17 protein-coding genes are annotated in these 17,871 nt (G+C 53.7%); 14 read left to right on the plus strand and 3 right to left on the minus strand.

Annotation, left to right across the window (positions count from 1 at the left end):
* Positions 1–61 precede the first annotated feature (61 nt).
* From rmuC to tatD, 8 genes are all read left to right on the plus strand, one after another.
* The gene (rmuC, locus tag KP80_RS12430; protein ID WP_052283964.1) at positions 62–1,471 is read left to right on the plus strand and encodes a DNA recombination protein RmuC; all 1,410 of its coding nucleotides are present in this window, start codon (positions 62–64) and stop codon (positions 1,469–1,471) included.
* Positions 1,472–1,571: 100 nt separating this feature from the next.
* The gene (gene ubiE, locus KP80_RS12435; RefSeq protein ID WP_052283965.1) at positions 1,572–2,327 is read left to right on the plus strand and encodes a bifunctional demethylmenaquinone methyltransferase/2-methoxy-6-polyprenyl-1,4-benzoquinol methylase UbiE; all 756 of its coding nucleotides are present in this window, start codon (positions 1,572–1,574) and stop codon (positions 2,325–2,327) included.
* Between the two features lie 13 nt (positions 2,328–2,340).
* Positions 2,341–2,946, plus strand: a complete 606-nt coding sequence (ubiJ, locus tag KP80_RS12440; RefSeq protein WP_052283966.1) for a ubiquinone biosynthesis protein UbiJ — start codon at positions 2,341–2,343, stop codon at positions 2,944–2,946.
* Complete coding sequence (ubiB, locus tag KP80_RS12445; RefSeq protein ID WP_052283967.1) at positions 2,943–4,583, plus strand: ubiquinone biosynthesis regulatory protein kinase UbiB; 1,641 nt, start codon at positions 2,943–2,945, stop codon at positions 4,581–4,583. The genes ubiJ and ubiB overlap by 4 nt, the downstream gene beginning before the upstream one ends.
* A gap of 76 nt (positions 4,584–4,659) precedes the next feature.
* On the plus strand, positions 4,660–4,914 hold the full coding sequence (gene tatA / locus KP80_RS12450) for a Sec-independent protein translocase subunit TatA (protein WP_052283968.1): 255 nt from the start codon (positions 4,660–4,662) through the stop codon (positions 4,912–4,914).
* Between the two features lie 3 nt (positions 4,915–4,917).
* Positions 4,918–5,439 (plus strand): Sec-independent protein translocase protein TatB, encoded by a 522-nt coding sequence (gene tatB / locus KP80_RS12455; RefSeq protein ID WP_052283969.1) that lies wholly within the window; start codon positions 4,918–4,920, stop codon positions 5,437–5,439.
* Between the two features lie 2 nt (positions 5,440–5,441).
* Positions 5,442–6,206, plus strand: a complete 765-nt coding sequence (tatC, locus tag KP80_RS12460) for a Sec-independent protein translocase subunit TatC (protein WP_052283970.1) — start codon at positions 5,442–5,444, stop codon at positions 6,204–6,206.
* Positions 6,207–6,233: 27 nt separating this feature from the next.
* Complete coding sequence (tatD, locus tag KP80_RS12465; RefSeq protein WP_197276157.1) at positions 6,234–7,028, plus strand: 3'-5' ssDNA/RNA exonuclease TatD; 795 nt, start codon at positions 6,234–6,236, stop codon at positions 7,026–7,028.
* 1 nt (position 7,029) lies between these two features.
* On the opposite strand, the gene rfaH is transcribed toward tatD, so the two are convergent.
* Positions 7,030–7,518, minus strand: coding sequence for a transcription/translation regulatory transformer protein RfaH (gene rfaH / locus KP80_RS12470; RefSeq protein ID WP_052283972.1), 489 nt, complete (start codon positions 7,516–7,518; stop codon positions 7,030–7,032).
* A gap of 163 nt (positions 7,519–7,681) precedes the next feature.
* On the opposite strand from rfaH, the gene ubiD reads away from it, so the two are divergent.
* Positions 7,682–9,160, plus strand: a complete 1,479-nt coding sequence (gene ubiD, locus KP80_RS12475; RefSeq protein WP_052283973.1) for a 4-hydroxy-3-polyprenylbenzoate decarboxylase — start codon at positions 7,682–7,684, stop codon at positions 9,158–9,160.
* A gap of 84 nt (positions 9,161–9,244) precedes the next feature.
* Positions 9,245–9,946 (plus strand): NAD(P)H-flavin reductase, encoded by a 702-nt coding sequence (gene fre / locus KP80_RS12480; protein WP_052283974.1) that lies wholly within the window; start codon positions 9,245–9,247, stop codon positions 9,944–9,946.
* A 154-nt stretch (positions 9,947–10,100) separates the two neighbouring features.
* On the opposite strand, the gene fadA is transcribed toward fre, so the two are convergent.
* Positions 10,101–11,264 (minus strand): acetyl-CoA C-acyltransferase FadA, encoded by a 1,164-nt coding sequence (fadA, locus tag KP80_RS12485; protein ID WP_052283975.1) that lies wholly within the window; start codon positions 11,262–11,264, stop codon positions 10,101–10,103.
* A gap of 9 nt (positions 11,265–11,273) precedes the next feature.
* The gene (gene fadB, locus KP80_RS12490) at positions 11,274–13,463 is read right to left on the minus strand and encodes a fatty acid oxidation complex subunit alpha FadB (RefSeq protein WP_052283976.1); all 2,190 of its coding nucleotides are present in this window, start codon (positions 13,461–13,463) and stop codon (positions 11,274–11,276) included.
* A 191-nt stretch (positions 13,464–13,654) separates the two neighbouring features.
* Between fadB and pepQ the strand changes: the two genes are divergently transcribed.
* Genes pepQ through hemG form a run of 4 tightly spaced genes read left to right on the plus strand, consistent with a single transcriptional unit; the run spans position 13,655 to position 17,640 of the window.
* Positions 13,655–14,986 (plus strand): Xaa-Pro dipeptidase, encoded by a 1,332-nt coding sequence (gene pepQ, locus KP80_RS12495; RefSeq protein WP_052283977.1) that lies wholly within the window; start codon positions 13,655–13,657, stop codon positions 14,984–14,986.
* Positions 14,986–15,600 (plus strand): IMPACT family protein, encoded by a 615-nt coding sequence (locus KP80_RS12500; RefSeq protein ID WP_052283978.1) that lies wholly within the window; start codon positions 14,986–14,988, stop codon positions 15,598–15,600. The genes pepQ and KP80_RS12500 overlap by 1 nt, the downstream gene beginning before the upstream one ends.
* Positions 15,601–15,642: 42 nt before the next feature.
* Complete coding sequence (gene trkH, locus KP80_RS12505; protein ID WP_052283979.1) at positions 15,643–17,094, plus strand: Trk system potassium transporter TrkH; 1,452 nt, start codon at positions 15,643–15,645, stop codon at positions 17,092–17,094.
* Positions 17,095–17,106: 12 nt separating this feature from the next.
* The gene (gene hemG, locus KP80_RS12510; RefSeq protein WP_052283980.1) at positions 17,107–17,640 is read left to right on the plus strand and encodes a menaquinone-dependent protoporphyrinogen IX dehydrogenase; all 534 of its coding nucleotides are present in this window, start codon (positions 17,107–17,109) and stop codon (positions 17,638–17,640) included.
* The last annotated feature ends 231 nt before the right edge of the window (positions 17,641–17,871 follow it).

The raw sequence follows: 17,871 nt of genomic DNA on the forward strand, positions 1-17,871 counted from the left end.
TGGACGTTTATACAGCACAATCCTATTTTTGTGCAGATAACGGATATAAGCAGGGGGCGTTGTGGATATTGCCGTGGTGATTTATGCGTTGGTCGCGCTGGCGGGTATTGCCATAGGCTGGCTGGCGGCAAGTTATCGCGTCGCGCAGCAGCGGGCCGAACAGTTAGCGGAAGAACGCGATGTGTACGGTGAACTGAGCGCGGCAAAGCAACAAATTGCCCAGAATGCCCATTGGCGTGAAGAGTGTGAATTGCTCAATAATGAGCTGCGCGGACTGCGAGAACTCAACTCCTCACTGGAGGTCGATCTCCGGGAAGTGACCACGTTGTTGGAAACCACCCGCCAGCATGGTGATGAAAAGTATCGCCTGATGCTCAACAGCGAGCAGCGTCTGAGCGAGCAGTTTGAAAATCTGGCCAACCGCATCTTTGAACAGAGCAACCGCCGTGTTGACGAACAGAACCGGCAGAGTCTACAGGGGCTATTGACGCCGCTGCGTGAACAGCTTGATGGTTTTCGCCGTCAAGTGCAGGACAGCTTCGGCCAGGAAGCGCGTGAACGGCATACCCTGGCGCACGAAATCCGCAATTTACAGCAGCTCAATGCTCAAATGGCACAGGAAGCCGTCAACCTGACGCGAGCGCTCAAGGGCGACAACAAAACCCAAGGAAATTGGGGAGAAGTGGTGTTGACCCGCGTGCTGGAGGCTTCCGGGCTGCGTGAGGGGCACGAGTATGAAACTCAGGTCAGCATCAATACTGACGCAAATTCCCGTATGCAGCCAGATGTCATCGTCCGTCTGCCGCATCGCAAAGATGTGGTGGTGGATGCCAAAATGACGCTGGTGGCCTACGAGCGTTATTTCAATGCTGAAGATGACTATACCCGCGAAGCGGCGCTGCAGGAGCATATCGCGGCTGTGCGTAACCATATCCGCCTGCTGGGGCGCAAAGACTACCAGCAGCTACCTGGGCTGCGCTCTCTGGATTATGTCCTGATGTTTATCCCCGTCGAGCCTGCATTTTTGCTAGCGCTGGATAGGCAACCCGAGCTCATTAGCGAAGCGCTGAAAAACAATATTATGTTGGTGAGTCCGACGACGCTGCTGGTGGCGCTGCGGACTATTGCCAACCTGTGGCGCTATGAACATCAAAGCCGCAATGCGCAACATATTGCTGAACGCGCTAGTCGCTTATATGACAAAATGCGTCTGTTCGTTGATGATATGTCGTCTATCGGGCAAAGCCTCGATAAAGCGCAGGACAACTATCGTCAGGCGATGAAAAAGCTCACCTCCGGTCGCGGCAATCTGCTGGCGCAGGCGGAGGCATTCCGTCATCTCGGCGTTGAGGTGAAACGCGAGATTAATCCGGATCTCGTTGAACAGGCCACATCGCAGGACGATGAGTTTCGGCTGCGTGATGATGAACAGTTGAATGATGACAATCCGTTAGCGGCAGAGCGGCGCTAATCTGACGACGACACGGATTTCGTAACGGGGTGCAATCGTAGGGCAATCGAGCCCAATCTGTTACACTCCATGAACATTTTCTTGATAAGCAGGCATAGAGATGGTTGAGGATTCACAAGAAACAACGCACTTTGGCTTTCAAACAATTGCCAAAGATCAGAAGGTAGACATGGTGGCGCATGTATTCCATTCTGTCGCCGCAAAATACGATGTTATGAATGACCTGATGTCATTTGGTATTCATCGTCTCTGGAAGCGTTTTACCATTGATTGCAGCGGCGTGCGCCGTGGACAAACTGTTCTCGATCTGGCTGGTGGTACGGGCGACCTGACGGCCAAATTCTCGCGTATGGTGGGGGAAACTGGCCGCGTTGTACTGGCTGATATTAACGACTCGATGCTGAAAATGGGGCGCGAAAAGTTGCGCAATATCGGCGTAGTCGGCAACGTCGAATACGTGCAGGCGAATGCGGAAGCGTTGCCATTCCCGGATAATACCTTCGACTGCATTACCATCTCCTTTGGCCTGCGTAACGTCACCGACAAAGATAAAGCGCTGCGCTCCATGTACCGTGTACTGAAGCCGGGCGGCCGCCTGCTGGTGCTTGAGTTCTCCAAGCCGGTTATTGACCCGCTGAGCAAAGCCTACGACGCTTATTCGTTTCACATTCTGCCGCGCATCGGTGAGATGGTTGCGAATGATGCGGACAGCTACCGCTATCTGGCTGAGTCCATTCGCATGCACCCAAATCAGGAAACGCTCAAAGAGATGATGCAGGATGCGGGTCTGGAAAACGTGGATTACTACAACCTGACCGCTGGGATTGTTGCGCTGCATCGTGGTTATAAATTCTGATTGAGGTGCTGCTATGCCTTTAAAACCCTTAGTGACCGGCAGCATTGAAACCGCCATTAATACGCTACTTTGGCGTGAGAAGGCCTTAAAGCCTGCACGCCAGCGTCTTATGGGTAAGGTTCTGCGCATTGAACTCAAAGAGTTCTCCTCGCCGCTGGTGCTGGTTTTCAGCGAACGTCAGGTTGATGTGCTGGGCGCGTGGGAAGGCGAGGCAGATTGCACCGTGATGACGCGCGTCAGCGTGTTGCCGCAGCTGCGTAATCGCCAGCAGCTTACAGCCTTGATTCGTAATAACGATCTTGAAGTTCAAGGCGATCTCCAGGTGGTACAAAATCTGGTGTCGCTGGCGGATCTTGCGGAATTTGATCCCGCAGAGCTGCTCGCCCCTTACACCGGTGATATTGCTGCTGAAGGCGTGAGTAAATTCCTGCGCGGCGGGGCGAAGTTTTTACAGCATGGGCTGGCTCGCCAGCAGCGTTATGTTGCTGACACACTGACTGAAGAGTGGCGGCTGGCACCGGGTGCACTGGAAGTCGCCTGGTTTGCTGAAGAAGCAATGGCCGTAGAGCGCGAGCTTGTCGCCCTGACCAAACGGTTGGAAAAACTGGAGGGGAAATGACGCCAGGAGAATTACGGCGCCTGTATTTTATCATCCACACCTTTTTGAGCTACGGGCTTGATGAGCTCATTCCCAAAATGCGTATTACACTGCCGCTGCGTATCGGGCGTCGGTTGCTGTTCTGGATGCCAAACCGCCACAAGAATAAACCGCTGGGTGAACGTCTGCGTCTGGCGCTGCAGGAGCTTGGCCCGGTGTGGATCAAATTCGGCCAGATGCTTTCTACTCGTCGCGATCTTTTCCCGCCGCTTATCGCCGATCAGCTGGTCATGCTGCAGGATCGTGTCGCCCCGTTTGATGGCAAGCTGGCAAAACAGCAAATTGAAAAATCGATGGGCGATATTCCTGTCGAAAGCTGGTTTGACGATTTCGATATCGAGCCGTTGGCGTCTGCGTCGATTGCCCAGGTACACACTGCGCGCCTAAAAGAGAACGGTCGGGAAGTGGTTATCAAGGTGATCCGCCCGGACATTCTGCCCATTATCAAAGCCGATATGAAGCTTATCTACCGTCTGGCGCGCTGGGTCCCACGCCTTTTACCGGACGGACGTCGCCTGCGTCCTGTGGAAGTGGTGCGCGACTACGAGAAGACGCTGCTTGATGAGCTGAACCTGCTGCGCGAAGCGGCCAACGCCATCCAGTTGCGTCGTAACTTCGAAAATAGCCCGATGCTGTATGTGCCGGAAGTCTATTCCGACTACTGCCGCGTCGATATGCTGGTGATGGAGCGTATTTACGGTATTCCAGTCTCCGATATTGAGACGTTGGAAAAGCAAAATACCAACATGCAGCTGCTGGCTGAACGCGGTGTGCAGGTGTTCTTTACGCAGGTATTCCGCGACAGCTTCTTCCACGCCGATATGCATCCTGGCAATATTTTTGTCAGCTATGAACACCCGGAAGATCCGCAGTATATCGGGATTGACTGCGGTATCGTGGGTTCATTGAACAAAGATGATAAGCGCTATCTGGCGGAAAACTTCATCGCTTTCTTCAACCGTGACTATCGTAAAGTGGCAGAGCTGCACGTTGATTCCGGCTGGGTACCCGCGGACACCAACGTCGAAGAGTTTGAGTTTGCTATCCGTACCGTATGTGAACCTATCTTCGAAAAACCGCTGGCAGAAATCTCGTTTGGCCACGTGTTGCTGAACCTGTTCAATACCGCGCGTCGCTTCAATATGGAAGTGCAGCCACAGCTCGTGTTACTGCAAAAGACATTACTTTACGTAGAAGGGGTAGGACGACAGCTCTATCCTCAGTTAGATTTATGGAAGACGGCAAAACCGTTCCTGGAGTCCTGGATTAAGGATCAGGTGGGCGTGCCAGCGCTGTTTCGTGCATTGAAAGACAAAGCGCCGTTCTGGATTGAAAAAATGCCGGAATTACCGGAGCTGGTGTACGACAGCCTGCGTCAAAGCAAGCAGATGCAGGCCAGTCTTGCAAAGATTTCGCAGGATATGGCAACGCATCATACCCGCCAGGGTCAGTCGCGCTATCTCTTTGGTATAGGCGCGGTTTTACTCCTGAGCGGTACAGTATTACTGGTTTACCGCCCAGAATGGGGCCTGACACCCGCATGGCTTATGGCCGGAGGATTGGTGGTATGGCTCGCAGGCTGGCGAAAGACGCGCTGATTTTTGCGTCGCTAACAGGGCGCTGCATAACGTATAATGCGCGCTGATTATTTCATCATCTATCAGAGGAACATGTATGGGTGGTATTAGTATTTGGCAGTTGCTGATTATCGTCGTTATCGTAGTTCTGCTTTTTGGGACTAAAAAGCTGAGCTCACTTGGGTCGGATTTAGGTGCGTCTATCAAAGGCTTTAAGAAAGCCATGGGTGATGAAGACGAGAAGAAAGATAAACCGAGCCAGGATGCAGATTTCACTGCGCAATCAATTACTGATAAGCAGGAAAGTGCGAAAAAAGACGAAGCGAAACGCCACGACAACGAGCAGGTGTAATTCGTGTTTGATATTGGTTTCAGTGAACTGCTGCTGGTGTTTGTGATTGGTCTTGTCGTATTGGGGCCAAAACGCTTACCGGTTGCAGTGAAGACGGTTGTTGGCTGGATTCGGGCGCTGCGCTCGCTGGCGACAACCGTGCAAAATGAGCTGACGCAGGAGCTTAAACTCCAGGAATTTCAGGATAGCCTGAAGAAAGTGGAGAAAGCGAGTCTGGATAGCCTGACACCTGAGCTGAAGGCTTCGATGGACGAGCTGCGCGAAGCAGCGGAGTCGATGAAGCGTTCTTATTCAGCGCACGATCCTGAAAAGGCGAGCGATGAGGCCAATACTATCCATAATCCTGCGGTGAAGGATAAGGAAGCCGCACAGCCGGCTACAGCAGAGCCTCAGAAAGCGCATGCTGATGAACCGTCTGTGGAAGCCCCAGCGCCAGCCGCTGAGGTGGTCAAACCGGTTGAGAAAGAGAAAGTTTCTGCGGCCGCTGTTCCTGATTCATCCCCCGCATCGAGTGATAAATCGTAAACATGAGCGTAGAAGATACTCAACCGCTGATCGCTCATTTGATTGAGCTACGTAAGCGTCTGCTTAACAGCATCATCGCGGTCATCGTGATTTTTCTGGCGTTGGTCTACTTCGCCAACGATATTTACCAGTTGGTGTCAGCGCCGCTGATTAAACAGCTGCCACATGGGGCGACGATGATTGCAACGGATGTTGCATCGCCGTTTTTCACGCCGATCAAGCTGACCTTTATGGTGTCGCTTATCCTCTCCGCGCCGGTGATTCTGTACCAGGTATGGGCGTTTGTTGCCCCTGCGTTGTACAAGCATGAACGCCGTCTGGTGATGCCGTTGCTGGTTTCCAGCACTTTGCTGTTTTATACCGGCATGGCATTTGCGTACTTCGTGGTGTTCCCACTGGCGTTTGGATTCCTGACGCATGCGGCGCCAGCCGGAGTATTGGTATCCACAGATATCAAGAGTTACCTCGATTTCGTCATGTCGTTGTTCATTGCGTTTGGCGTGTCATTTGAAGTGCCGGTCGCAATCGTGCTGCTGTGCTGGGTTGGCGTGACCACACCGGATGATCTGCGTAAGAAGCGCCCGTATGTGCTGGTCGGTGCCTTCGTGGTCGGTATGCTGCTGACGCCGCCGGATGTGTTCTCGCAAACGTTGCTGGCCATCCCGATGTACTGCCTGTTTGAAGTGGGGCTGTTTTTCTCCCGCTTCTATGCCGGGAAGCGAGCGACGCGTGATGAAGACGCGGAAGCCGAAGAAACTGAAGAATAACCAACCGCCCGTCAGGGCGGTTGTCATATGGGGGACATGATGTTCGATATCGGTGTTAATCTAACCAGTTCACAGTTTTCACGCGATCGTGATGAGGTTGTTGCGCGCGCCCGCGCCGCAGGTGTACATGGCATGCTGTTAACCGGAACCAACCGCCAGGAGAGCGAAGAGGCACAGCGGCTGGCTGAACGATATGAGAGCTGTTGGTCTACCGCGGGTGTCCATCCACATGACAGCAGCAGCTGGTCGCCGGAAGTGGCCGATGCCATCTATGCGCTGGTGAATAAACCTGAAGTGGTTGCAGTCGGTGAATGCGGTTTGGATTTTAACCGTAACTTCTCAACGCCTGCTGAGCAGGAAGCGGCGTTTAGTGCTCAGCTGGCGATAGCCGCTGAACTGGGTATGCCGGTGTTCCTGCACTGTCGCGATGCGCACGAGCGCTTCTTCGCGCTGCTGGAGCCTTGGCTTGATCATCTGCCGGGGGCGGTGTTGCACTGTTTTACCGGCTCGCGAGATGAACTGCAGGCATGTCTCGATCATGGGATGTTTATTGGGATTACCGGCTGGGTATGCGATGAGCGCCGGGGGCTGGAGTTGCGAGAACTGCTGCCAATGATACCGTCTAATCGCCTGCTGCTTGAAACGGATGCGCCGTATCTGTTACCGCGCGATATGACACCAAAGCCGGCATCGCGTCGCAACGAGCCGTCGTTTGTGCCACATATTCTGGCGCGCGTCGCCGAATGGCGGGGCGAAGAAGCGCAATGGCTGGAAGGTATCACAGACAACAATGCCAGACAGTTGTTTAATATCGATTTTTAACTCAGGATTTGCGGAAGTCGGTGTTTTTAACGCTCTGCTTGATCTGTTTGTTGAGCAGGTTAAGCAGCAGCATTGACCGGGCTTCCCCGTCAGGTTCAGCAAATATAGCCTGCAATCCTTCGAACGCGCCTTCGGTGATGACGACGCTGTCGCCGGGGTAAGGCGTTTCTGGATCGGTGATGTCATCCGGTTGATAGATAGAAAGCTGGTGAATCACTGAAGACGGAACCGTTGCCGGGTGAATACCGAAACGGACAAAATGGCTCACGCCGCGGGTGGCATTGATGGTGGTGGTGTGAATCACTTCCGGGTCAAATTCCACAAACAGGTAGTTTGGGAACAGCGGCTCACTCACGGTGGTACGTTTACCGCGCACCATTTTTTCCAGAGCGATCATCGGCGTCAGGCAATTTACAGCCTGCCGTTCAAGATGTTCCTGGGCGCGCTGAAGTTGCCCACGTTTGCAGTACAGTAAATACCAGGCTTGCATAATGACTCGTTTCCGCTATTTAGCGCGAAAGCATAACAAAAGTGCGGTCAAATCGCGATATTGATTATTACTGCTTTAATTTACGTGATTTTAACAAAATTACAGCATCACGGAACCATTCGCCGTATAATGAGGCGCTTACCAGGAGGCCAATAATTACCCTATGAAATACCAAGACCTACGCGACTTTCTGACACAGCTTGAGCAGCAGGGTGAACTCAAGCGCATTAGCCTCCCGGTTGATCCCCATCTGGAAATTACCGAAATTGCCGACCGTACTCTGCGTGCCGGTGGTCCAGCATTGCTGTTCGAAAATCCTATTGGCTATTCCATGCCGGTGCTATGTAACCTGTTCGGTACGCCGAAGCGAGTGGCGATGGGCATGGGGCAGGAAGATGTCAGCGCGCTGCGTGAAGTGGGGAAATTATTAGCCTTCCTGAAAGAACCTGAGCCGCCAAAGGGCTTTCGCGATCTGTTCGATAAGCTGCCGCAGTTCAAGCAGGTACTGAACATGCCGACGAAACGCCTGCGCGGTGCGCCTTGCCAGCAAAAAATTATCTCCGGGGATGACGTCGATTTGTCCCGCATCCCGGTGATGACCTGCTGGCCAGAAGACGCGGCTCCGCTGATTACCTGGGGCTTGACGGTGACCCGTGGGCCGCACAAAGAGCGGCAGAATCTGGGGATTTATCGCCAGCAGGTGATCGGTAAAAACAAATTGATTATGCGCTGGCTGTCGCATCGCGGCGGCGCGCTTGATTTTCAGGAGTGGTGCGCGACGCATCCGGGCGAACGCTTCCCGGTATCGGTCGCGCTAGGCGCAGATCCTGCCACCATTCTTGGCGCAGTGACGCCAGTGCCTGATACGCTTTCCGAGTATGCCTTCGCTGGTCTACTGCGCGGTACCAAAACGGAAGTGGTTAAGTGTCTTTCGAATGATCTGGAAGTGCCTGCTAGCGCCGAGATTGTGCTTGAAGGCTATATTGAGCCAGGTGAGATGGCGCCGGAAGGCCCGTATGGCGACCACACCGGCTACTACAACGAAGTCGACAGCTTCCCGGTTTTCACTGTGACCCACATTACCCAACGTGAAGACGCGATTTATCACTCTACCTATACCGGCCGTCCACCGGATGAACCGGCGGTACTGGGTGTGGCGCTGAATGAAGTATTCGTGCCAATTCTGCAAAAACAGTTCCCGGAGATTGTTGATTTCTATCTGCCGCCGGAAGGATGTTCATATCGCCTTGCCGTTGTCACGATGAAGAAACAGTACGCGGGGCATGCAAAACGCGTGATGATGGGCGTATGGTCGTTTTTACGCCAATTTATGTACACAAAATTCGTGATTGTCTGCGATGATGATGTGAACGCACGTGACTGGAACGATGTGATATGGGCGATTACCACCCGCATGGACCCCGCAAGGGATACCGTGCTGGTAGAAAATACGCCGATTGATTATCTTGATTTCGCCTCGCCGGTTTCCGGGTTGGGGTCGAAAATGGGGCTGGATGCCACCAATAAGTGGCCTGGGGAAACCCAGCGCGAGTGGGGCCGCCCGATTAAGAAAGATCCCGCCGTTACGGCGCGTATCGATGAAATCTGGGATGAGCTGGCCATTTTTTCCGACGATAAATGATAAATATCCCCCTAATTCATCAGTGGTGCATCCGTCTCGGTATTGCCAATGATGGTGGGGGAGAAGACCCGACAGAGGGAGCGCATGACAACCTTAAGCTGTAAAGTGACCTCGGTGGATGCAATTACCGATACGGTATATCGCGTTCGTTTAGAACCCGAAGCTGCCTTCTCATTTCGTGCCGGCCAGTACCTGATGGTGGTGATGGATGAGCGTGATAAACGTCCGTTCTCCATGGCTTCTACGCCGGACGAAAAAGCGTTTATCGAGCTTCATATCGGTGCCTCTGAGCTGAATTTGTACGCCATGGCCGTGATGGACCGTATTCTCAAAGAGCGCGAAGTGGAAGTCGATATCCCACACGGTGAAGCCTGGCTGCGCGATGAGGATGATCGTCCTCTGGTGCTGATTGCCGGCGGTACCGGCTTCTCCTATGTGCGGTCTATTCTGCTGACTGCGCTGGCGCGTAACCCGAATCGTGACGTCGCGATCTACTGGGGCGGCCGTGAAGAGAAACATCTGTACGATCTTTCTGAGCTGGAAGCGCTGTCGGTGAACCACCCGAACCTGCGTGTTGAACCGGTGGTTGAACAGCCTGAAGAAGGTTGGCGTGGTCGTTCTGGCACCGTGCTGACGGCAGTACTGCAGGATTATGGTACGCTGGCAAACCACGATATTTATATTGCTGGCCGCTTTGAAATGGCCAAAATTGCCCGTGATCTGTTCTGCAATGAACGTCAGGCGCGTGAAGACCGTCTGTTTGGTGATGCGTTCGCATTCATCTGATCAACAAATAAAAAGCCCGCCCCTGACAGGCGGGAAGAACGGCAACTAAACTTTTTTGTTAGAGGGTTGCTTGCCGGATAGCGGTACGAGTGCGTGTTATCCGGCTGAAGACATTGCTCGCCCCGGTCCCGTTATACGGAGCCGGGGCGTATTTTTATACTCGCTCGATGACCGTTGCGATGCCCTGACCTAAACCGATGCACATCGTTGCCAGACCAAACTGGGCGTCTTTGCGTTCCATTAGATTCAGTAAGGTGGTGGTGATACGTGTGCCGGAGCATCCCAGCGGGTGACCCAGTGCGATCGCTCCGCCGTTGAGGTTGATCTTCTCGTCGATCTGCTCCATCAGCCCCAGATCTTTAATGCACGGCAGGATCTGTGCGGCAAACGCTTCGTTCATCTCAAACAGATCGATATCGCTCGCCGACAGACCCGCTTTTTTCAGCGCCAGCTTTGACGCGGGTACCGGGCCATAACCCATAATTGAAGGGTCACAGCCGACAACCGCCATTGAACGGATACGGGCGCGTGGCGTTAATCCCAGCGCGCGGGCGCGGCTTTCGCTCATCACCAGCATCGCGGAAGCACCGTCCGAAAGGGCTGAAGAAGAACCCGCCGTGACGGTACCGGTAACCGGGTCAAACGCCGGGCGCAGAGTGGACAGCGCTTCAACGGTTGTCTCCGGGCGGATGACTTCATCGTAGTTAAACTGTTTTAGCACGCCGTCTGCGTCGTGGCCGCCGGTAGGAATGATTTCATTCTTAAAGGCACCGGACTGGGTTGCGGCCCAGGCTCGGGCATGAGAACGGGCGGCGAACGCATCCTGCATTTCACGGCTGATACCGTGCATGCGGGAAAGCATTTCGGCGGTTAAGCCCATCATCCCTGCCGCTTTGGCGACGGTGCGGCTCATTCCTGGGTGGAAATCGACGCCATGGCTCATTGGGACGTGGCCCATGTGCTCGACGCCGCCCACCAAACAGGCCTGCGCATCGCCGGTCATGATCATACGCGCGGCATCGTGCAGAGCCTGCATGGAAGAACCACACAGACGGTTCACGGTATTCGCCGGAACCGAGTGAGGGATTTCCGCCAGCAGTGAGGCGTTACGGGCAATATTGAAACCCTGCTCCAGGGTCTGCTGTACGCAGCCCCAATAGATGTCGTCGATAGCCGCCGCTTCAAGTGCCGGGTTACGTGCCAGCAGGCTACGCATCAGATGGGCGGAGAGATCTTCCGCACGCACGTTGCGGAACGCACCGCCTTTTGAACGGCCCATTGGGGTACGAATTGCATCAACAATAACAACCTGTTCCATCGTGACTCCTTAAGCCGTTTTCAGCTCACCAGCCGGGCGGGCTGGCTCAACTGGTGGATAGTACGCTTCGTTATGACGTGCTTTATCGAGCAGACCCGCCGGAACTTCATACAGTGGGCCGAGCTGTTGATACTGCTGCGCCATATCGAGGTACTTCGCGCTACCGAGCGTATCCAGCCAGCGGAATGCACCGCCGTGGAATGGAGGGAAGCCGAGGCCGTAAACCAGCGCCATATCGGCTTCAGCCGGGGTGGCGATAATGCCTTCTTCCAGGCAGCGCACCACTTCATTGACCATTGGGATCATCATGCGGGCGATGATCTCGTCGTCGCTGAAGTCGCGTTTTGGCTGGCTGACTTCTGCCAGCAGGTTATCCACCGCAGGGTCTTCTTCTTTCTTCGGTTTGCCTTTGCTGTCTTCTTTATAACGCCAGAAGCCCAGACCATTTTTCTGCCCGTAGCGGCTAGCATCGAACAGCGCATCGATAGCATCACGATAATCTTTGTGCATTCGCTGTGGGAAGCCTGCGGCCATGACTGCCTGAGCATGGTGCGCAGTATCAATACCGACCACATCCAGCAGATAAGCTGGGCCCATTGGCCAGCCGAAGACTTTTTCCATCACCTTATCTACTTTGCGGAAGTCGGCGCCGTCGCGCAGCAGCTGGCTAAAACCGGCAAAGTAAGGGAATAACACGCGGTTGACGAAGAAACCTGGACAGTCGTTCACCACGATTGGGGTTTTGCCCATCTTGCTTGCCCAACTGACCACTTTCGCAATGGTGCTGTCGGAGGTCTTTTTACCGCGGATGATTTCAACCAGCGGCATACGGTGCACCGGGTTGAAGAAGTGCATCCCGCAGAAGTTTTCCGGGCGTTCGAGCGCGTCGGCCAGCTCGCCAATAGGAATGGTTGAGGTATTGGAGGCCAGCACGGTATCCGGGCGAACCTTTTGTTCGGTCTCGGCCAGCACCGCCTTTTTCACTTTCGGATTCTCGACGACCGCTTCAACGACTACATCAACGCGATCAAAACCGGCATAATCGAGGGTTGGTTGAATGGTGGAAATAACCCCCGCCAGCTTCAGACCGTCAATCTTGCCGCGCTCCAGCTGTTTGTTCAGCAGCTTGCTGGCTTCGTTCATGCCAAGCGTCAGCGACTTCTCGTTAATATCCTTCATAATAACCGGCACGCCCTTCCAGGCGGACTGGTAAGCGATACCGCCACCCATGATACCGGCGCCAAGTACGGCGGCATGTTTCGGTGGTTCAGTGTTTTTGGTCAGTTTCTTTGCCTGACCTTTGACGAATTGGTCGTTCAGGAAAATGCCGACCAGCGCGCGGGCTTCATTAGAATGGGCCAGCGGGACAAAACTTTTGTTTTCCAGATTCAGCGCTTCTTCACGGCCAAAACGCGCCGCTGCTTCGATAGTCTTCACTGCGGTAATCGGTGCCGGGTAGTGTTTGCCGGCCGTCTGCATCACCATGCCTTTGGCGATAGTGAAGCTCATGGTTGCTTCAATTTTGCTGAGCTTCAGGGGTTCTAGCTTCGGCTGACGCTTGGCTTTCCAGTCGAGATCGCCATTTATCGCCTGACGCAGGACAGCCAGCGCACCATCAAACAGTTTTTCTGGCTTCACGACGCCATCAACCAGACCCAGTTTCAACGCTTGTTCAGCACCAACATCTTTGCCCGCGGCGATAATTTCCAGTGCGCTATCCGCACCCAGCAGACGCGGCAGACGCACGGAACCGCCGAAGCCTGGCATAATGCCTAACTTGGTTTCTGGCAGGCCGATACGCAGGTCCGGCGTAGCCAGACGGAAATCGGTGGCCAGCACGCATTCGCATCCGCCGCCCAGCGCGTAGCCATTAATGGCGGAAAGGGTTGGGACCGGCAAATCTTCCAAACGGTTAAAGACGCTGTTGGCAAAATGCAGCCACTGGCTGAACTGTTCTTCCGGGACGAGGAACAGCGAAAGGAATTCGGTGATATCCGCGCCGACAATAAAGGCCGCTTTTTCAGAGCGCAGCAGCAGCCCCTTCAGCTCTTTTTGTTTTTCGAGGACGTCGAGCGCCTGGCCGAGGCTAGCAACGGTCGCGGTATCGAGTTTGTTAACGGAGCCGGGGGCATCGAACACCAGTTCGGCAATGCCATCTTCCAGCCAGTTGAGATATAGGGTGTCGCCTTTGTAGAGCATGTCAGTCTCCTGAATCCAGCAAGGTGATCTGGTCGTACCAGATAAAGTCGAGTGTGTATTTTGTGTTAAATAAATGCAAATGACTCTTTAAATATTTGCTGGTCGGATCACGTCCGGTGGAAATCACGCAGGGTGGGTGAGGTGTGCTACTATGCGGGGACTTGAGGGCAAAATATTCAGAAGGGTAAATAATGGAATCACTGGCCGCACTCTATAAAAATCATATTGATACCTTACAAGAGCGGGCGCGTAACGCACTCGAGCGTTCTAAGCTTGATGCGCTGCTTATCCACTCTGGCGAGCTGATGAATGTTTTTCTGGATGACCATGCATACCCGTTCAAGGTCAACCCACAATTTAAAGCCTGGGTGCCGGTGACTCAGGTACCTAACTGCTGGCTGCTGGTCGACGGGGTGAATAAGCCTAAGCTGTGGTTCTACCTGCCGGTGGATTACTGGCACAACGTTGAACCGCTGCCGACCTCGTTCTGGACAGAAGATGTTGAAGTGATTGCTTTACCTAAGGCTGATGGTATTGGCAGCCAACTGCCGGCAGCTCGGGGAAATATCGGCTACATTGGTCCGGTTCCAGAGCGTGCGCTGGGCTTAGGCATCGCTGCGAACAATATCAACCCGAAAGGGGTGATTGATTATCTGCACTACTATCGCGCCTATAAAACCGATTATGAACTGGCGTGTATGCGTGAAGCGCAGAAGATGGCGGTTAATGGTCATCGCGCGGCAGAAGAAGCCTTCCGTTCTGGCATGAGCGAGTTTGATATCAATCTGGCATATCTCACCGCAACCGGTCATCGCGATACCGATGTACCTTACGGCAACATCGTCGCGCTGAATGAACACGCTTCCGTGCTGCACTACACCAAACTCGATCACCGCGCGCCGTCTGAAATCCGTAGCTTCCTGCTTGATGCCGGGGCGGAGTACAACGGTTACGCCGCTGACCTTACCCGCACCTGGGCGGCGCACAGTGACAACGACTATGCGCATTTGATTAAAGATGTGAACACCGAGCAGCTGGCGTTGATCGCCACCATGAAGGCCGGCACCAGCTATGTGGATTATCACATTCAGTTCCATCAGCGCATTGCCAAACTGCTGCGTAAGCACCAGATCGTGACTGATATGAGTGAAGAGGCGATGGTGGAGAACGATCTGACCGGGCCGTTTATGCCACACGGTATTGGCCACCCTCTGGGGCTGCAGGTTCACGATGTCGCGGGCTTCATGCAGGATGACACCGGCACGCATCTGGCTGCGCCATCAAAATATCCGTATCTGCGCTGCACCCGCGTGCTTGAACCGCGCATGGTCTTAACTATTGAACCGGGCATCTACTTTATTGAGTCTCTGCTCGCGCCATGGCGTGAAGGTCAGTTCAGCAAGCACTTCAACTGGCAGAAAATTGAAGCGCTGAAGCCATTTGGCGGTATTCGTATTGAAGATAACGTGGTTATCCACGAGAACAATATCGAAAACATGACGCGCGACCTGAAACTGGCGTAATGGATAGCTGGCGAATACCGGCCGAGTCGGCCACCTTTGTTGAAGAGATCAAAAAAAGCCGTTTTATTACCCTGTTGGCGCATACCGACGGGGTAGAGGCGGCCAAAGCGTTTGTTGAGTCAGTACGTGCGGAACACCCGGATGCTCGCCACCATTGCGTGGCGTGGGTTGCGGGCAGGCCGGATGATTCACAACAGCTGGGTTTCTCGGACGATGGTGAACCTGCGGGCACGGCCGGAAAACCGATGCTCGCCCAACTGATGGGCAGCGGTATCGGAGAAATCACCGCCGTAGTGGTGCGCTACTACGGCGGTATCCTGTTGGGGACCGGCGGTCTGGTGAAGGCCTACGGTGGTGGCGTGCAGCAGGCGCTCAATCTATTGACGACGCAGGTTAAGACGCCGCTAACGGAATATACTCTGTTATGTGAATACGGGCAGTTGGCGGGTGTTGAAACATTGGTCGAACAGCATGCGGGTCTCATTGTTGCCAGCGATTATCAGGCTGTGGTGCAGCTTCGTGTGGCACTTCCTCAGGCTAAAGTGTCTGATTTTTCCACAAGACTGGCCGATTTTAGTCGTGGTTCATTGCATTTATTAGCGATTGACGAATAATCCCCCTCCTGACTTTTTTGAATATCAAAGGACGCGCCGGAAATGCATTTTCGTGCCATTACTCGAATTGTTGGACTTCTGGTCATCTTATTCTCGGGGACAATGATCCTGCCGGGATTGGTGGCTTTGATTTACCGCGATGGCGCCGGGCGCGCATTTACCCAGACCTTCTTTGTCGCGCTGGCGATTGGCTCTCTGCTGTGGTGGCCAAACCGCCGGGAAAAGGGCGAACTGAAATCACGTGAAGGGTTTCTGATCGTCGTTCTGTTCTGGACTGTGCTGGGGAGCGTGGGTGCGCTGCCATTTATCTTCTCCGAGCAGCCGAACCTCACGGTGACCGATGCATTCTTTGAATCGTTCTCAGGGTTAACCACCACCGGGGCAACGACGCTGGTGGGGTTGGACTCGTTACCTCACGCTATCCTTTTCTATCGACAAATGCTGCAGTGGTTTGGCGGGATGGGGATCATCGTGCTGGCGGTGGCGATTCTACCAATCCTTGGTGTCGGTGGGATGCAGCTCTATCGGGCGGAAATGCCCGGACCGCTGAAAGACAACAAGATGCGGCCGCGTATTGCTGAAACAGCGAAAACGCTATGGCTCATTTATGTATTGCTTACGGTGGCATGCGCACTAGCACTGTGGTTTGCCGGGATGCCAGCGTTTGACGCCATTGGTCACAGCTTTGCGACAATCGCCATCGGCGGTTTCTCAACCCACGATGCTAGCGTCGGCTTCTTTAATAGTCCGACCATCAACACCATTATTGCTATCTTCTTACTGATCTCCGGCTGTAACTACGGTCTGCACTTCTCTTTATTAAGTGGACGTAGTTTGAAGGTCTACTGGCGCGACCCAGAATTCCGCATGTTCATCGGCGTCCAACTTACGCTGGTGGTGATTTGTACGTTAGTACTGTGGTTCCACAATATATACGCATCGGCGGTGACGACGCTAAACCAGGCCTTCTTCCAGGTTGTTTCGATGGCGACAACAGCAGGCTTTACCACCGACAGTATTGCTCGCTGGCCGCTATTCCTACCGGTGCTGCTATTGTGCTCTGCATTTATCGGCGGCTGTGCGGGTTCAACGGGCGGTGGTCTGAAGGTGATTCGTATTCTGCTGCTGTTCAAGCAGGGGAACCGTGAACTCAAACGTCTCGTCCATCCTAATGCGGTCTATAGCATTAAGTTAGGTAGCCGCGCGTTACCAGAACGAATTTTGGAAGCCGTTTGGGGATTCTTCTCCGCTTACGCGCTGGTCTTCATTATTAGCATGTTGGCGATCATCGCTACCGGGGTGGACGACTTCTCTGCATTCGCCTCCGTTGTCGCAACGCTAAACAACCTCGGTCCTGGGCTTGGCGTGGTGGCGGATAACTTTGCCAGCATGAACCCGGTAGCGAAGTGGATCCTGATTGCGAATATGCTCTTTGGTCGTCTTGAAGTCTTTACGCTGCTGGTGCTGTTTACCCCAACATTCTGGCGCGAATAACAGGAGTCAGCGTTGAAAACATTAATGCTCTTTTCTACTCGTGATGGGCAGACGCGCGAAATCGCGGCTTACCTTTGTTCTCAGCTCCATGAGCTGGGTGCGGATACGGCAATGCTTGATTTGAATCGTACCGATGACATTGAATGGCAGCTGTACGATCGCGTCATTATTGGCGCTTCTATTCGTTACGGTCACTTCCATCCTGCGCTCGACCGTTTTGTCAAAAAGCACGCTTCGGCGTTGCAGGCTGTGCCAAGTGCTTTCTTCTCAGTCAACCTCGTCGCGCGTAAACCGGAGAAGCGTTCACCGCAGACGAATAGCTATACGCGTAAGTTCCTGCTGCGTTCCCCATGGCACCCGGATATCTGCGCAGTATTTGCGGGAGCGTTACGTTACCCACGCTATGGCTGGTTCGATCGCTTTATGATTCGACTGATAATGAAGATGACCGGCGGCGAAACGGATGCAAGTAAAGAAGTGGTGTATACCGACTGGGAGCAGGTCGCAGGTTTTGCCCGAGAAATAGCGCAACTTTCGCGCAAATAGGGCGGTTATTCGGCGTGTTGCCTGGAAAGTGAGCGAACGAAAACATTTTTCATATTTATGCTTGCGGGATCTCAATTTCCCCCTATAATGCGACCCCACTGAGACGGAACAACGGCAAACAAGCCGCCGGGTCAGCGAGATTCTCCTGAGAATCTCGACAGAGAAAAGCGAAATTAACCGCTTGACTCTGAAAGAGGACTGTCTCTTATACACATCTGACGCTGCCGACGA

It is taken from the genome of Kluyvera genomosp. 1, assembly GCF_001266615.1.
Taxonomy (GTDB): Bacteria; Pseudomonadota; Gammaproteobacteria; order Enterobacterales; family Enterobacteriaceae; genus Kluyvera; species Kluyvera cryocrescens_A.

Bases quoted from the DNA above. Each gene is read 5' to 3' on its own strand.
- ubiD (WP_052283973.1), top strand. From the start codon at position 7,682: ATGAAATACCAAGACCTACGCGACTTTCTGACACAGCTTGAGCAGCAG.
- pepQ (WP_052283977.1), top strand. From the start codon at position 13,655: ATGGAATCACTGGCCGCACTCTATAAAAATCATATTGATACCTTACAA.
- tatC (WP_052283970.1), top strand. From the start codon at position 5,442: ATGAGCGTAGAAGATACTCAACCGCTGATCGCTCATTTGATTGAGCTA.
- ubiB (WP_052283967.1), top strand. From the start codon at position 2,943: ATGACGCCAGGAGAATTACGGCGCCTGTATTTTATCATCCACACCTTT.
- KP80_RS12500 (WP_052283978.1), top strand. From the start codon at position 14,986: ATGGATAGCTGGCGAATACCGGCCGAGTCGGCCACCTTTGTTGAAGAG.
- ubiJ (WP_052283966.1), top strand. From the start codon at position 2,341: ATGCCTTTAAAACCCTTAGTGACCGGCAGCATTGAAACCGCCATTAAT.
- fadB (WP_052283976.1), bottom strand. From the start codon at position 13,463: ATGCTCTACAAAGGCGACACCCTATATCTCAACTGGCTGGAAGATGGC.
- tatA (WP_052283968.1), top strand. From the start codon at position 4,660: ATGGGTGGTATTAGTATTTGGCAGTTGCTGATTATCGTCGTTATCGTA.
- tatD (WP_197276157.1), top strand. From the start codon at position 6,234: ATGGGGGACATGATGTTCGATATCGGTGTTAATCTAACCAGTTCACAG.
- trkH (WP_052283979.1), top strand. From the start codon at position 15,643: ATGCATTTTCGTGCCATTACTCGAATTGTTGGACTTCTGGTCATCTTA.
- fre (WP_052283974.1), top strand. From the start codon at position 9,245: ATGACAACCTTAAGCTGTAAAGTGACCTCGGTGGATGCAATTACCGAT.
- ubiE (WP_052283965.1), top strand. From the start codon at position 1,572: ATGGTTGAGGATTCACAAGAAACAACGCACTTTGGCTTTCAAACAATT.
- fadA (WP_052283975.1), bottom strand. From the start codon at position 11,264: ATGGAACAGGTTGTTATTGTTGATGCAATTCGTACCCCAATGGGCCGT.
- rfaH (WP_052283972.1), bottom strand. From the start codon at position 7,518: ATGCAAGCCTGGTATTTACTGTACTGCAAACGTGGGCAACTTCAGCGC.